Raw genomic sequence first — 14,219 nt, forward strand, 5'->3', positions numbered from 1 at the left:
GTCACTCCTTGGTGGTGGCGTCTGGGTCCGTACTGAGGGCAGGGGAAGGTTGAACCGGCAGGGGATCGACCGCGGGCAGCCGTTGGCCACGGTCGGTGAGGACGAGCGCCGCGGCGGCGAGCACCAGGAGTGCGCCGAGGATGGTGCGGGCATCGAGAGTCTCGGCGAAGAAGGCGACCGCGAAGAAGGAGGCCCAGACCGGCTCGGTGACCATCACCACCGAGGCGTGGGCCACCGAGATCCGCGCCTGCGACCAGGCCTGCGCCACCATGGCCAGACCGCCGCACACCAGCGCGAGGTAGAGCATCGGCCACCACTGCCCACCGTGGGGGAGTGTCAGGCCGTCGGCAGCTCCCACGACGGTGAACGTCGCCGAGATGGTTGCCATCTGCACGATGGTGACGGCCTGCGCCTCGCCGGGACGCACCAGGCGTCCGGTGACCAGGATGTGGGCGGCGTAGAGCACGGAGCTCGCGAGGACCAGGCTCTCGCCGAAGCCGAACGACCAGCCTCTCAACGACATCGCCATCACCCCGGCGACCGCCAGCACGACCGCGAGCGTGGTGGCGCGCGAGAGACGGGTGCGGTGCACGACCGCGCCGAACAGCGGCACGACGACGACGTACATCGAGACCAGGAATGCCGACACGGTGACCGAGGCGCGGCTCAGCCCGGCGAACTGGAGGAACTGCCCGGCTCCGTAGATGAGGCCGAGCAGGACGCCGACCCCGACCTGACGGCGCGTGAGCGAGACGATCACCCGCGGACGGAACAGCCAGACCGCCAGCAGGGCAAGGAAGAACCGCACGCCGAGGTAGTCCGGCACCGGCAGGTGGGTGAACAGCTCCTTGGAGATCGGGAACGACGACCCCCACGCCATCGCCACGCCGAGCAGGGCGAGCGCGGCCACCGGGAGGCGCGGCTGCGCCGACCGGGCGCGAGCGCTCGCGGCGTCGTTCATCCAGGGTCCGCAAGATTCGTCCCGGTCCCGGCGAAGTGGGCAAGCACGCTCTGGGCCTGGTGGAGCACATAGTCACGGGCACTCGCGGGGGAGAGGTAGGCGGCATGGGGGGTCACCAGGGTGCGCGGATGCCGCACCAGGGGGTCGTCGCGCGCAGGCGGCTCGTGGGGCAGGACGTCGAGGGCGGCTCCGGACAGGACGCCGTCGTCCAGCGCGCGGAGGAGGGCCGCGGTGTCGATCAGGTCGCCGCGCGAGGCGTTGACCAGCATCGCGCCGCGGCGCAGTCGCGACAGGCGGCCGGCATCGAGCAGCCCCTGGGTGTCGGGGGTCGAGGGCAGGTGCAGGCTGACCAGGTCGCTGACGTCGAGGAGCTCGTCGAGCTCGACCTGCTCCACGCCGTCCGGCGCGGTGCCGTAGGGCTCGTAGCCGACGACCCGGCCGACCAGGGGACCGATCATCCGCGCATAGCGCGCCCCGATCCGACCCAGGCCGATGACCCCGACGGTGATCTCGGACAGGCGCAGCAGCTGCTCGCGGGTGCCGTCCCAGACGCCGTCGGCGACGGCCCGGTCGAGGAACGGGAGGCCACGGACGAGCGCGAGCGACATGGCCAGGGCGTGCGAGGCCACCTCCTCGGTCGCCGCACCCGGCACGTTGCTCACCGCGATGCCGAGTCGCCGGCAGGCGTCGAGATCGACGCTGTCGATACCCACCGACTGGGTCGCCACGATCTGCAGGGAGCCGAGCCGGTCGAGCATCGAGGCGGTCACCGGCGCGTACCCGATCAGCAGCGCGGCCGCGTCGTGGGCGCCGCTGACGATCGCGTCGGGGTCGGCGCTGTCGAGCACCCGCACCTCGAAGCCCGACTCCTCCAGGAGTCGCACGCCCGGGGCGGGATCGAGGTCGACGACGTCGGCATAGACCGCGACGGGGGCAGACGCCATCACGCAGGAGCCTCCGGCGAGCCGGAGGCCCGGCTGTGCTCGCGGATGTGGATCAGGGTGGGTCGGTCGGCGGTGAACGCGTCGGCCACCGCGGCACCGAGTGCGGCGGCGTCCTCGACGTGGATCCCGCGGCAGCCCAGCGACTCGGCCAGCGCCACGAAGTCGGGGGAGCCGAGGGCGACGGCGTGGATGGGCTCGCCGCGATCGTCCATCTCGTTGCGGATCTCGCCGTAGCCGCCGTTGTCGACCACCACGATCGGGAGCGCGAGCCCGGCCTGCGCGGCCATCGCGAGCTCGGCGACGGTGAACATGATGCCGCCGTCACCCTGGAGCACCACGACCGGCGCGTCCGGCTCGGCGACCTTGGCGCCGATGCCCGCCGGCAGTCCGAAGCCGAGCGTCCCGGCGCCGGTGGGATACAGGAACGCGCGCGGCCGGTACAAGGGCAGGTTGGACAGCGCGCCGTAGTAGACGGCCATCGCGTTGTCGGCGGCGACGATCGCGTCGCGCGGGAGCGCCTGCGCGAGCGCGTCCACGATCTCCAGCCACGGCGCACCCTCGGCGCCGGCCTCCTCCAGGAACCGCCGCCGCCAGGAGGCGGTCCAGTCCTGAGCGGGATGGGGCCGGGTCTCGAGCAGCAGCGCATCGAGTGCGGTCGCGGCATCGGCGACGATCGCGACGTCGGGTGCGACGTTGGCGCTGATCTCCTGGGCGTCGATGTCCACGCGCACCACCGAGCCGCCGAAGTCGGGGAGCCCGATCCACCAGTCCGACGGCGCGAACTCCGTGCCCACGCCGAGCACGACGTCGGCCTCGGCGCACAGTTCGAGGGCCGCGGGGTGCTGGAGCCCGGCGCCCACGAACAGCGGGTGGTCCTCGGGCACGGTGCCCTTGCCGTTGGCGGTGCTGAGCACCGCGGCGTCGAGGTGGTCGGCGAGGGCGGCGACCTGCTCGGCCGCGCCGGCCGCGCCGCCGCCGACCACGAGCACCACCCGCTCGGCCGCGTCGAGCCTCTCGACCGCGTCGCGGATCGTCGCCGGGTCGGGGCCGAGCGTGCCCGTGCGGACCGCCGGCACCGAGGCGACCTCGGCGGCGACGTCGAGCAGGTCGAGCGGCACCTCCAGGTGCACCGGCCGCGGTCGCCCTTCGAGCATGGCGGCGAACGCCTGCGCGACGGCCAGCGGGATCTCCTCGACGCTGGTGACCCGGATGCTGGTCCCGAGCACGGCCTCCATCACGCCCGGCTGGTTGCGCATCTCGTGGAGCAGTCCGTTGCCCTGGCCGGGGTGCTGCAAGGGCATGCCGGGGGAGACGAAGAGCACCGGGACCGAGTCGGAGTAGGCCTGCGCGGCCGCGGCGGCGGCGTTGAGGATGGCCGGCCCCGTGGTGGTGAGCGCGACGCCGACCCGTCCGGTGGAGCGGGCATAGCCGTCGGCGGCGTACCCGGCACCCTGCTCGTGGCGCGGCGAGACGTGGGTGATCCCGTGCTTGGGGAGCGCCGCGTAGGCGGAGAGGTTGTGGGTGCCGGGGATGCCGAAGACCGTGTCGACTCCGTGCTCGGCCAGCGCCCGGACCAGCGCCTCGCCGCCGGTGACCGCGCTCACAGCCCGGTCCCGCCGGCCAGGACGCGACCGTCGTCGATGTTCCAGGTCAGGGTGACCGCGGCGCCGGGCTCGATCCCGTCGCTGACGCGGGGCACCTCGGTCCGGGCCACCAGGCTCTCGCCCGAGGCGGTGGTGACGTGGATGTTGCGGTCGCTGCCCAGGTACACGCAGTCGCGGACGACGGCGGGCAGCGCGTTCTCGTGGGCCTGCGGCGTCACCTGTCCCGCGGTCACCCGCAGCCGCTCGGGCCGGACCATCAGCGCGGTTCCCTGCGGGTCGCCCACGCTCACCTTGTGGGTGGCGCTGTTGCCCTGATCGGTGAACACGTCGCCGTTGCGCGAGCCGTTGAAGATGTTGGACACCCCGATGAACTCCGCCGAGAAGCGACTGTTGGGGGCGCCGTAGAGCTCCTCGGGCGTGCCGAGCTGGACGATGTCGCCGCGCTCGAGCAGGGCGATGCGGTCCGACATGGTCAGGGCCTCCTCCTGGTCGTGGGTGACGAACACGAAGGTGATGCCCATCTCCTGGTGCAGCCGGCGGATCTCCAGCTGCAGCTGCTCGCGCAGCATCTTGTCGAGGGCGCCGAGCGGCTCGTCCATGAGCAGCACGCGCGGGCGGAACACCACGGCCCGGGCGAGCGCGACCCGCTGCTGCTGACCGCCCGAGAGCTGCGCGGGACGACGCTTGCCGAGGTGCCCCATCTCGACCATGTCGAGTGCCCCCGCGACCAGGTCGGGGATCTCGGACTTGGGGAAGCCGTGGCGGCGCAGACCGTAGGCGACGTTGTCGTAGACCGACATGTGCGGGAACAGCGCGTAGTGCTGGAAGACCATGCCCAGGCCGCGCTTGTGGGCCGGCACCGTGGTGAGGTCCTGGCCGTCGACCTGCACCGAGCCGCCGTCGGCCTTGATGAAGCCGGCGATGATGTTGAGCAGCGTCGACTTGCCCGAGCCACTGGCGCCGAGCAGGGTGAGGAACTCACCGGCCCGGATGTCGAGGTCGACGTCGTTGAGGACGGTGAGCGAGCCGTACTCCTTGCGGACGCCGTCTACCTTGATCGCGGCGCCGCTTCGCGGCTCGGTCACGGGATTCTTCTTGGACATGTCAGGCACCTGTGCTGTCGGAGGAGAGAGAGCGGCGGGCGAAGAGGCGCTGCACGAGGCGGCCGAGCCCGATGATCACGAAGCAGGCCACGATGACGAGCAGGGCCAGGCTGGAGATGGCGGCGAGCGTGGGGTCGATCTGGACCCGGATCCCGGCCCACATCTTCACCGGCAGAGTGGTGAGCGTGGGGCCGGACATGAAGATCGCGACGACCACCTCGTCCCAGCTGGTGATGAACGCGAACAGCGCACCGGCCAGCATGTTGGGCAGGATCGCGGGCAGCGTGATCCGGAAGAACGTGCTCACCGGTCCGGCGCCCAGGTTCATCGAGGCCATCTCCAGACGGCGGTCGACGGCCACCAGGCCGGCACACACGTTGATCATCACGTAGGGCACGCCCAGGCAGGTGTGCACGAGCACGAAGCCCAGGGTCGTCTCGGTGAGCCCGATCCGCAGGAAAGCGATGTAGACCGCCAGGCCCACGATCACGTACGGCACGATCAACGGCGCCAGCATCACCATGAGCACCGGACCGCGGAAGGGGATCCGCCCGCGCACCAGCGCCAGTGCCGCGAGGGTCCCGAGGACGACGCTGAGGGCCGCGGAGAGCAGGGCGATCCAGAGGCTGGAGGTGGCGGCGTCCAGCCAGGTCGGGTCGAGCTTGAGCTTCTCGAACCACTGCCAGGTGAAGCCCTCGGGCGGGAAGGTCAAGAAGGCGTTGTTCGAGACCGACATCGGCAGGATGATCAGGATCGGGAGCAGGATGTAGGCGCCGATCACGACGGCGAGCAGGATGAGCCCGGTGCGGGTGAGGATACGAGTCATGACCGCCCCATCAGCATTCGTTCGAGGTTCATGAAGCGTCCGGCGATCGCGAGCAGTACGAACGTCGTGACGAGCAGGATCACCGCGAGCGCCGCGGCGAAGCCGAACTGGAGAACGGTGCTCACCTGCTGCACGATCAGCTCGCCGATCATCGTGTTCTTCGGGCCGCCGAGCATCGCCGGGGTGATGTAGTACCCGAGCGCCTGGATGAAGGTGAGCAGCATGCCCGCGGCCACGCCCGGCATGCTCAGCGGCACGAAGACCCGCCAGAAGGCACCGGACGGGCGGTCGCCGAGGCCCTGCGCGGCCTGGGTGAGCCGGGTGTCGATGCCGCGCATGGTGGCGTAGATCGGCAGCACCGCGAACGGGAGCGCCACCTGCACCATGCCGAACACGACGCCGCGCAGCGTGCGGAGCATGGCGATCGGCTCACTGATCAGTCCGGCGTCCTGGGCGATGGTGTTGAGCACGCCGGTGTCGCGCAGCAGCAGCACCAGGGCGAAGGTGCGCACCAGCACGCTGGTCCAGAACGGCACCAGCACCAGCAGCAGCAGGATCGTGCGCCAGAACGGTTTCGCGATGGTCATCAGGTAGGCGTACGGGTAGGCCAGCAGCAGGGTCACGACCGTCACCACCAGCGCGGTGACGAAGGTGTTGCGCAGGATCTTCAGGTACAGCGGTTCGGCGAAGATCTTCTGGTAGTTCTCGAACCCGACGGTCGGGTCGGTGAAGCTCTTGGCGATCAGCAGGCACAACGGCCCGACGAAGATGACCAGGAGGAACACCAGCAAGGGCACGGCGAGCAGCCCCCAGCCGTCCAGGCGCAGTTTCGACCGGAGGCGGGAGGGTCCGCCGGAGCGGGTTCCCGGCCTACCGGACTTCTCCAGAGTGACGCTGCGGGTGAGACTCACTTGGCGATCCAGGTGTTGAACCGCTCGGTGACGTCGGCGTAGTTCTCGGCCCAGTAGCTGTAGTCGATGAGCGTGGCGGTCTGGTCGTTGACGTCGGCGCCACCGGCGACGTCGGGACGGATGTCCTCGGGGACCAGCTCGACGGCCTTGGGGGAGGCCGGGCCGTAACCGGAGGCCTCGACGTCGTCGGCCTGCGCCTGCGGGTTCTCCAGGAACCAGACCATCCAGTCCTGGGCGAGGTCGGCGTTCTTGTAGCCCTTCGGGATGACGACCTGGTCGTAGGAGATCAGGTTCTCGCCGTACTCGTTGGCCACCGGCTCGCCGGCCTTGGCGGCCTGTGTGATCCGGCCGTTCCACGCCTGTACCAGCGGCGCTTCGCCGCTGGCGACGAGCTGGACCTGCTGGTCGCCGGTGTCGTACCAGACGATGTCGTCCTTGATCGTGTCGAGCTTGGCGAAGGCGCGGTCGAGGTCGAGCGGGTAGAGGTCCTCCGGAGCCACCCCGTCGGCGAGCAGCGCCGCCTCGAAGATGCCGCCGGTGACGTACTTCCAGAAGCCGCGCTTGCCGGGGAACTTCTCGGTGTCGAAGAACTCCTCCCAGTTCGTCGGGTGGGCATCGCCGAACGTGTCGGTGTTGTAGGCGATGCTGAAGGTGTACTGGAGGATCGGGAGGGCGCAGTCGTTCATCTGGGCGGGGTCGACCTCGGCCTCCTGCGCCGCGGTCACCACGCGCTCGGGGAGCTTCTCGAGCTTCCCCTCGGCGCAGGCCGTCTCGGCGTAGTTCGGCTCCACCTCGACCAGGCCCCAGTTCACCTTGCCGGAGTCGACCTGGGCGTCGAGCTTGGCGTAGTCGGTGGGGGAGTCCTGGAGGATCTTCACCCCGGCCTCCTCGCCCCACGGGTTGAAGTACGAGGCGACGTGCGCCTCCTGCGCCTGGCCGCCCCACATGGTCACCGTCACCGACTTGTCGTCGCCACCGCCGCCGCCTCCGCAGGCGGTCAGGGTGAGGGCGAGCGTTGCGGTGGACACCAATGAAATCGCCTTCGTGCGCATGCGGGCTCCTAAGTTGACTGATCGATTAGTTATGTATGAAAGCGTGACGGGGATCACTCGTCAAGGCCTTGAAGGAAGTTCGACGTGACGCTTGACACGTTCGTGGCCGCGACCCATGCTGGTTAATAACTGAGCCGTCAGTCAACAATCTTCGAGGAGCCGTCCCATGACCCGAGCCATCCGTGACGCCCTGCCCCGTACCGAGGAGCAGACCGAGTTCATCCGCCTGGCTCGCGACTTCGCGGCCAAGGAGATCCGGCCCCGGGCCGCCGAGGTCGACGCCGCCGACACCGAGTCGCCGCTCGACCTGTGGAAGAAGGCCGCCGACATCGGACTGACGCACTACATGCTTCCCGAGGAGTACGGCGGCGGCGGGATCACCGACCTCACCTCGCAGGCTCTGGTGCAGCAGGAGCTGTGCTACGGCGACATCTCCATCGGCAACTTCCTCACCTCCAACGGCTTCTTCTCCGGGCCGATCGAGGCGCTGGGCACCGAGGAGCAGAAGAAGCACTGGCTCGGCCTGCTGTGCTCGGACAACCCGCCGATCACCGCACTGGCCACCACCGAGCCCGGCAGCGGCTCGGACGCCGCCAGCATCCAGACCCGCGCGGTGCGCGAGGGCGACGAGTACGTCCTCAACGGCCAGAAGACCTGGATCTCCAACGCGCCCTACGCCGAGTACTTCGTCATCTTCGCCACCGTCGACCCCAGCAAGCGGTCGCGCGGCATCACCGCGTTCATCGTGCCGCGGGACGCCGAGGGCCTCACCATCGGCCAGCCGATGCCCAAGCACGGGCAGAAGGGCATCGTCAACGCCGAGGTGTTCTTGGACAACGTGCGCGTGCCCGTCTCCGACCGGCTCGGCGAGGAGGGCCAGGGCTTCTACGGACTGATGAGCACCTTCGACGCCTCGCGCATCCTCATCGGCTCCTCGGCCACCGGCCTCGCCCGGGCCGCACTGGACACCACCCTCCAGTACGCCAAGGAGCGCGAGCAGTTCGGCACGCCGATCATCAACCACCAGGCCGTCGCCTTCCGCCTGGCCGAGATGGCCGCCCGGGTCGACACCTCGCACCTGCTCACCATGCGCGCAGCGAGGCTCTTCGACGAGGGCGGTCCCGCCACCGAGGAGGCGGCCATCGCCAAGCTCGTCGCCTCCGAGAACGCCACCTGGGTCGCCAGCGCGGCGCTGGCCACCCACGGCGGCTGGGGCTACTCGCGCGAGTTCCCCGTCGAGCGGTGGCTGCGCGATGCGAAGCTGGAGGAGATCGAGGAGGGCACCTCCGACATCCAGAAGCTCATCATCTCCCGGGCGATCAGCCGGTGACGGTCACCGTGTTGACCGATGGCCCGACCGGCGAGCCGGCCGAGGGCACCGAGCTGTCGACGTCGAGCGGACTCGACGCACTGTGGGACCCCGACGTCGTCACGGTGGTCGGCGCGTCCGCCGATCCGTCGAAGTGGGGCTGGTTCCTCGCCCGCGGTGCGCTGCGCGGGGCGGACCGGCGCACGGTCCACCTGGTCAACCAGCGCGGCGCCGACGTCGAGGGCGTGGCGACGGTGCGCACGCTCGACGAGATCGACGGCCCGCTCGGGCTCGTCGTCCTCTCGGTCCCGGCCGCCGCGGTGCCCGACGTCGTCGACGAGGCCTTGGCGCGCGGTGCGACCGGGTTCCTGGGCATCACCGCCGGGGTCGACCGCGCCGTGGGCCGGGTCGGCGCCGAGCGCGAGCTCGCCGCCCGCATCCGGGCCGCGGGCGCGCGGATCATCGGGCCGAACTGCCTGGGCATGGTCGACATGGACACCGAGCTCCACCTGGCGTGGGGCGAGTTCCACCCCGGGCCGATCGGCGTGATCTCCCAGAGCGGGCAGCTCGGCTCCGAGATCGCCGGCCTGGCCGCCCACCGCGGACTCGGCGTGTCGCGGTTCGTGTCGGTGGGCAACCAGGTCGACGTCAGCGCGGCCGAGGCCCTCGGCGCCCTCGCCGACCACTCCCAGACCCGGGTCGCGATCCTCTACGCGGAGAGCTTCGGCGAGGGGGCCGACTTCATCGACGCCGTCCGGCGCATGCGTGCGGCCGGCAAGCAGACGATCGTCCTCACCGTCGGCGCCAGCGGTGCCAGTCGCGCCGCGGCGGCCTCCCACACCGGCTCGATGACCTCCGGCACCGACGTCGTCGACGCCGCCTGCCGGGTCGCCGGCGCCTGGCGCGTCGACACCCCGACCCAGGCGGTCGACCTCGCCGTGCTGCTCAGCCATGCGCCGCTGCCCGCAGGCCCCCGGGTCGGCATCGTGGCCGACAGCGGGGGACAGGGCGCGGTGGCCGCCGACGTCGCCGACGCCGCGGGACTCGACGTCGTCGAGTTCGACGCCGACCGGCGCGCCGAGATCGCCCGGATGCTTCCCGCCGACGCCGGCGTCGGCAACCCGATCGACCTGGCCGGCGGCGGCGAGCAGGACATGACCACCTACGCCCGCGTGGTCCAGGCGTGCCTGCAGGACGCCGACGTCGACGCCGTCCTGCTCTCCGGCTACTTCGGCAGCTACTCGGTCGACACCCCCTCGCAGGCCGATCGGGAGATCGGCGTCGTGGAGTCGCTCGCCGCCGCCGTGGCCGCCTCCGGCAAGCCGGTCCTGGTCCACTCGATGTGCCCCGACTCGCCCAGCCTCACCCGCGCGCGCGAGCTCGGCCTGCCCGTCTTCCCCAGCGTCGAGGCCGCGATCGGAGCACTCACCGGAGCGGTGCGGATCGGCCGTGACGTCCGCGAGGTGCCGGAGCCGAGCGTCCCCGGCGAACCGGTCGCCGTGGGATCGGGCTACCTCGCGGCCCGCGCGCTGCTGCAGTCGCTCGGCGTCCCCTTCCCCGAGGCCGCCGAGGTGCACAGCATCGACGACGTGCGCGCGGCGACCCGCCGGCTGCACGGGCCGTGGGTGCTCAAGGCCGACTGGATCGAGCACAAGACCGAGCACGCGGCCGTCGTCGTCGGACTGCGCGACGAGGAGTCGGCCGTCGCCGCCTTCGCCGAGATGCACGGCCGGCTCGGCCCCGGTGCGTACGTGCTCGAGGAGCTCGACCAGCGGCCGAGTCCCGTCGAGGTCATCGCCGGCGTCCGCCGCGATCCGACGTTCGGTGCGGTGGTGATGGTCGGTGCCGGCGGCACCGAGGCCGAGCTGTGGCGCGACACGGTCCTCGAGCTCGCCCCGGTCTCGGTCGACACCGCTCGCGCGATGATCCGTCGCCTGGTGAGCTACCCGCTGCTGGCCGGCTGGCGCGGCCGTCCGGCCGCCGACGTCGACGCGCTCGCGCGCACCGTCTCGGCGCTCTCGCAGGTGACCGGGATCCCGGGTCACGACGAGGTGGAGGTCAACCCACTGCGCGTCGACCAGGACGGCGTCCTCGCCGTCGACGCCCTGGTGGTGTCGCACGAGGTTTGACCGGGGCGGCGCTCAACGGCGAGGGTAACGCCGTACCCGCTGTCCGAACTCGGAGGAAGCGGCCGGCGGAGAGGTAGTGATGGCCAGACCGAGCGTTGAGGCAGAGCGCAAGGAGCAGATCCTCGGGGGCGCCTGTGAGGTCCTTGCCGATGTCGGGTTCAGCGCGCTGCGGATCTCGGACGTCGCGAAGCGCGTGGGTACGAGCACCGGGACGGTCCACTACTACTTCGCCACCAAGCGCGATCTCATCACCGCGGCGTTCGAGTGGAACTTCGAGCGTTCGCTGGCGCGGCGGCGTCACATCCTGGACCAGCACGACGACCCGCACACCGAGCTGCGGGCCTTCGTGGAGTCCTACCTGCCCACCGATGAGGTCACCGTGCAGGCGTGGCACGTGTGGGCCGAGCTGTGGGTGGAGGGCCTGCACGACCCCGACCTCGCAGCGCTCAACGAACGGGTCTACGGCGAGTGGCGCGAGCTCGTGCGGCGGATCATCGCCGACGGGCAGGAGGCCGGGCAGTTCCGCGAGGGCGACGCGACGATGTTCGCCAACGGGCTGATCGGGCTGATCGACGGGCTCAGCGTGCAGGTGCTGCTGAAGTCGAAGGAGATGGACGTCTCTCGGATGCGCGAGGTCTGTGACCAGTGGCTCGCGAGCCTCGACGTCGAGCAGTAGCGCTGGGTCGGGCTACGAGCCGAGTCGAGCTCGGCGGAGGAGGACCGCCCGCTCGCCGGCGTTCTGGGTGAGCGCGGCCGCCTCGGCGAACGCCGCGGCCGCCTCGGCGGCGCGGCCCGCGCGTGCGAGGAGGTCCCCGCGCACGCTGGGGCGAAGGTGCGAGCCGGCCAGGGCGTTCACGGGAAGGGCATCGAGGACCGCCAACCCGGCATCGGGTCCGAAGGCGCGACCGTGCGCGACCGCCCGGTTGACCTCGACGATGGGTCCCGGTGCGGCCGCGGCGAGGGCGTCGTACAGGCCCGCGATGCGCCGCCAGTCGGTCTGGTGCGCCGTGGGCGCCCGGACGTGCTCGGCGGCGATCATCGCCTGGAGGAAGTAGCGCCCGACCGGGGTGCCGCGGGCGGCGAGCCGCTCGGCCCGGGCGCGCGCGGCGAGACCGCTCTCGATCAGGCCCCGGTCCCAGGCGTCGCGGTCCTGGTCCTCGAGCAGGACCGGCCCGCCCGAGGCGTCCAGACGTGCGGCACTGCGTGAGTGCTGGAGCTCGAGCAGGGCTTGCAGGCCGTGCACCTCGGGCTCGTCCGGAACGAGAGCCGAGAGCATCCGCGCCAACCGGATGGCCTCCACGCTCAGCTCCGGCCGCATCCAGTCCGCACCCGAGGTCGCGGTGTAGCCCTCGTTGAAGATCAGGTAGACCACGCCCATCACGTCGTCGAGCCGGGCGAGTCGATCGGCCCCGGTGGGCAGGTCGAACTCGGCGCCGCCGTGCGCCAGGGTGCGCTTGGCGCGCGAGATCCGCTGCCCCATCGCGGACTCGGCGACCAGGAAGCCGCGGGCGATCTCGGCGGTGGTCAGTCCGCCGACGAGCCGCAGGGTGAGCGCCGCACGCGACTCGGGCGTCAGCGAGGGGTGGCAGGTCAAGAAGATCAGCCGGAGGGCGTCGTCCTCGATGAGGTCCACCTGCTCGGAGAGGTCGCCCATGGGATCCTCCTCGCTCAGGCCGTGGCCGATCTCCGCGGTCTTGCGGCGCAATGTTTGGTTGCGCCGGAACTGGTCGACGGCGCGCCGCCTGGCCGTCGTCATGAGCCAGGCCGCGGGGTTGTCGGGGACGCCGGCGTCCGGCCACTGCTCGAGCGCGGCCACCAGCGCGTCCTGGGCGAGGTCCTCGGCGAGCTCGAGGTCGCGGGTCATCCGGACGAGCGCGCCGATCAAGCGGGCCGACTCGGCCCGCCAGGCCGCGACGATCGCCTCGCGCGCGCCGTCGTCGCTCGCTCCGGGCACGCGGTGACACTAGCGCCGCGTGCCCGGTCGCCGCATCAGTCGCCGGGCGCCTCCGGACCCTCGGAGATCTGCCGCAGCGTGGAGATGACGGTGACCTCGGGCCAGTGCTCGGCGTGCAGCTCTGCGAACACCTTCAGGTCCGCGATCGCCTCCTCCACGGTGTCGTACTGCATCAGCGACCAGCCACCGACGACCTCCTTGGCCTCGGCGTACGGGCCGTCGACCCGGCTGACCTCGCCGTCGCGCACGACGTAGTTGACGGCGTCCTCGGTGCCGTACAGGCCGCCGCCGTCGAGGAAGATCCCCTTGGCCGCCCGCTCACCGATGTGGGCGTCCATCGCCTCGAACAGCGACTGCGGCGGCGTCCCGATGTTCTCTTCCATCCTCACGAAACCCATGAAACGCGGCATCGCGCTCTCCTCACGTGTGTGTGGCACACCGCGGGTCGGTGGCCGATTCATCCAGACGTCGAACAGCCTCCTGCGTCTTCGACATCGCTTCCACACAAAATCGGAAAAGTCTGCCGGGGAGTCCTCCAGGACGCCCGACGTCCTGGTTCACCCCTAGGTTGTCACCATGCCCGACCTCACCATCAGGCCGCTCACGCCCGAGACCTTCGACGACTTCGCCGGGATCCTCGAGCGCAACAAGGGCATGTTCGCCAGCTGCTGGTGCACCCACTTCCACCCCGACTGCGCCGAGCGCGGCCAGAGCGCAGAAGGGAACCGGGCCCTGAAGAAACGGCTGGTCGAGGAGGGCATCGCCCACGCCGCCCTGGTCTTCGACGGCGACCGCGCCGTGGCCTGGGCGGAGTACGGCACGCCCGAGGAGCTGCCCGGCATCCACCACCGCAAGGAGTACCTCGCCACGGCCGAGCGGCTGCCCGACTACCGGGTCACCTGCATCCTGGTCGAGCGCACCTACCGCGGCCAGGGCCTCGCGGCGCTCGCCCTGCGTGGCGCGGTCGACCTGATCGCCCGGGCCGGCGGGGGAGTGGTGGAGGGTTACCCGCACGACACCGGCGGCGTCCGCAAGAAGAACTCCTCCTTCCTCTACAACGGCACCCGCGCGATGTACGAGCGCGAGGGCTTCACCTATGACCGCCCCAAGGGCCTGGGCAACTGCGTGATGGTGCGCGAGGTCGCCGCCGCACGGTGAGCACGCAAGGCGCGGGGCGATCTGGCCAGCTCAGACGCGCGCCGGAGCCCGCGATGGTGGCCCGCCCGGGCGCGGTAGTCTGTCGGCGCCAGTCGTGCTCCACCTCGTGGAGTCAGGGAACCCGGTGCGAATCCGGGACTGACGCGCAGCGGTGAGGGTGACGGGCGAGGCAACATGCCACTGGGGTCACCACCCTGGGAAGGTGTCTCGCTCCGGTCGATCCCGAGTCCGAAGACCTGCTGGCACTGGCGAGGACCGTCGCCAGGTC

The 14,219-nt window shown here is 71.1% G+C and carries 13 protein-coding genes and 1 riboswitch; of the genes, 4 read left to right on the forward strand and 9 right to left on the reverse strand.

Translation table 11 applies throughout. The annotated features are described in order from the left end of the window. Position 1: 1 nt before the first annotated feature. The 7 genes from WMR31_RS07345 to WMR31_RS07375 are packed head-to-tail and all read right to left on the reverse strand — an operon-like array spanning position 2 to position 7,401. The gene (locus WMR31_RS07345; protein WP_340538134.1) at positions 2-961 is read right to left on the reverse strand and encodes a DMT family transporter; all 960 of its coding nucleotides are present in this window, start codon (positions 959-961) and stop codon (positions 2-4) included. Then, positions 958-1,905 (reverse strand): C-terminal binding protein, encoded by a 948-nt coding sequence (locus WMR31_RS07350; RefSeq protein ID WP_340538135.1) that lies wholly within the window; start codon positions 1,903-1,905, stop codon positions 958-960. The genes WMR31_RS07345 and WMR31_RS07350 overlap by 4 nt, the downstream gene beginning before the upstream one ends. Next, the gene (locus tag WMR31_RS07355) at positions 1,905-3,509 is read right to left on the reverse strand and encodes a thiamine pyrophosphate-binding protein (RefSeq protein ID WP_340538136.1); all 1,605 of its coding nucleotides are present in this window, start codon (positions 3,507-3,509) and stop codon (positions 1,905-1,907) included. The genes WMR31_RS07350 and WMR31_RS07355 overlap by 1 nt, the downstream gene beginning before the upstream one ends. Beyond that, on the reverse strand, positions 3,506-4,594 hold the full coding sequence (locus WMR31_RS07360) for an ABC transporter ATP-binding protein (protein WP_340538137.1): 1,089 nt from the start codon (positions 4,592-4,594) through the stop codon (positions 3,506-3,508). Before WMR31_RS07360 ends, WMR31_RS07355 begins: the two co-directional genes overlap by 4 nt. 19 nt (positions 4,595-4,613) lie before the next feature. Beyond that, positions 4,614-5,438, reverse strand: coding sequence for an ABC transporter permease (locus WMR31_RS07365; protein WP_340538138.1), 825 nt, complete (start codon positions 5,436-5,438; stop codon positions 4,614-4,616). Next, on the reverse strand, positions 5,435-6,349 hold the full coding sequence (locus WMR31_RS07370; protein WP_340538139.1) for an ABC transporter permease: 915 nt from the start codon (positions 6,347-6,349) through the stop codon (positions 5,435-5,437). Before WMR31_RS07370 ends, WMR31_RS07365 begins: the two co-directional genes overlap by 4 nt. Then, positions 6,346-7,401: an ABC transporter substrate-binding protein gene (locus WMR31_RS07375; RefSeq protein ID WP_340538140.1), complete on the reverse strand. Its 1,056-nt coding sequence runs from the start codon at positions 7,399-7,401 to the stop codon at positions 6,346-6,348. The genes WMR31_RS07370 and WMR31_RS07375 overlap by 4 nt, the downstream gene beginning before the upstream one ends. Positions 7,402-7,567: 166 nt before the next feature. Here WMR31_RS07375 and WMR31_RS07380 point away from each other — a divergent pair, with 166 nt between their 5' ends. From WMR31_RS07380 to WMR31_RS07390, 3 genes are all read left to right on the forward strand, one after another. Beyond that, positions 7,568-8,731, forward strand: a complete 1,164-nt coding sequence (locus WMR31_RS07380) for an acyl-CoA dehydrogenase family protein (protein WP_340538141.1) — start codon at positions 7,568-7,570, stop codon at positions 8,729-8,731. A gap of 11 nt (positions 8,732-8,742) precedes the next feature. Then, the gene (locus WMR31_RS07385) at positions 8,743-10,839 is read left to right on the forward strand and encodes an acetate--CoA ligase family protein (protein WP_340538142.1); all 2,097 of its coding nucleotides are present in this window, start codon (positions 8,743-8,745) and stop codon (positions 10,837-10,839) included. Positions 10,840-10,918: 79 nt separating this feature from the next. Beyond that, on the forward strand, positions 10,919-11,515 hold the full coding sequence (locus tag WMR31_RS07390; RefSeq protein WP_340538143.1) for a TetR/AcrR family transcriptional regulator: 597 nt from the start codon (positions 10,919-10,921) through the stop codon (positions 11,513-11,515). A 12-nt stretch (positions 11,516-11,527) separates the two neighbouring features. Here the strand turns inward: WMR31_RS07390 and WMR31_RS07395 are convergent, their stop codons facing one another. Then, positions 11,528-12,793: an RNA polymerase sigma factor gene (locus WMR31_RS07395; protein WP_340538144.1), complete on the reverse strand. Its 1,266-nt coding sequence runs from the start codon at positions 12,791-12,793 to the stop codon at positions 11,528-11,530. Between the two features lie 35 nt (positions 12,794-12,828). Continuing rightward, the gene (locus WMR31_RS07400; protein ID WP_340538279.1) at positions 12,829-13,176 is read right to left on the reverse strand and encodes a YciI family protein; all 348 of its coding nucleotides are present in this window, start codon (positions 13,174-13,176) and stop codon (positions 12,829-12,831) included. A gap of 193 nt (positions 13,177-13,369) precedes the next feature. On the opposite strand from WMR31_RS07400, the gene WMR31_RS07405 reads away from it, so the two are divergent. Beyond that, entirely contained in the window at positions 13,370-13,951 is a 582-nt protein-coding gene (locus WMR31_RS07405) for a GNAT family N-acetyltransferase (protein ID WP_340538145.1), read from the forward strand. A 72-nt stretch (positions 13,952-14,023) separates the two neighbouring features. Continuing rightward, a riboswitch (cobalamin riboswitch) is annotated at positions 14,024-14,209 on the forward strand. The last annotated feature ends 10 nt before the right edge of the window (positions 14,210-14,219 follow it).

Source organism: Nocardioides epinepheli (genome assembly GCF_037936805.1).
In the GTDB taxonomy this organism is placed as follows: Bacteria; Actinomycetota; Actinomycetes; order Propionibacteriales; family Nocardioidaceae; genus Nocardioides.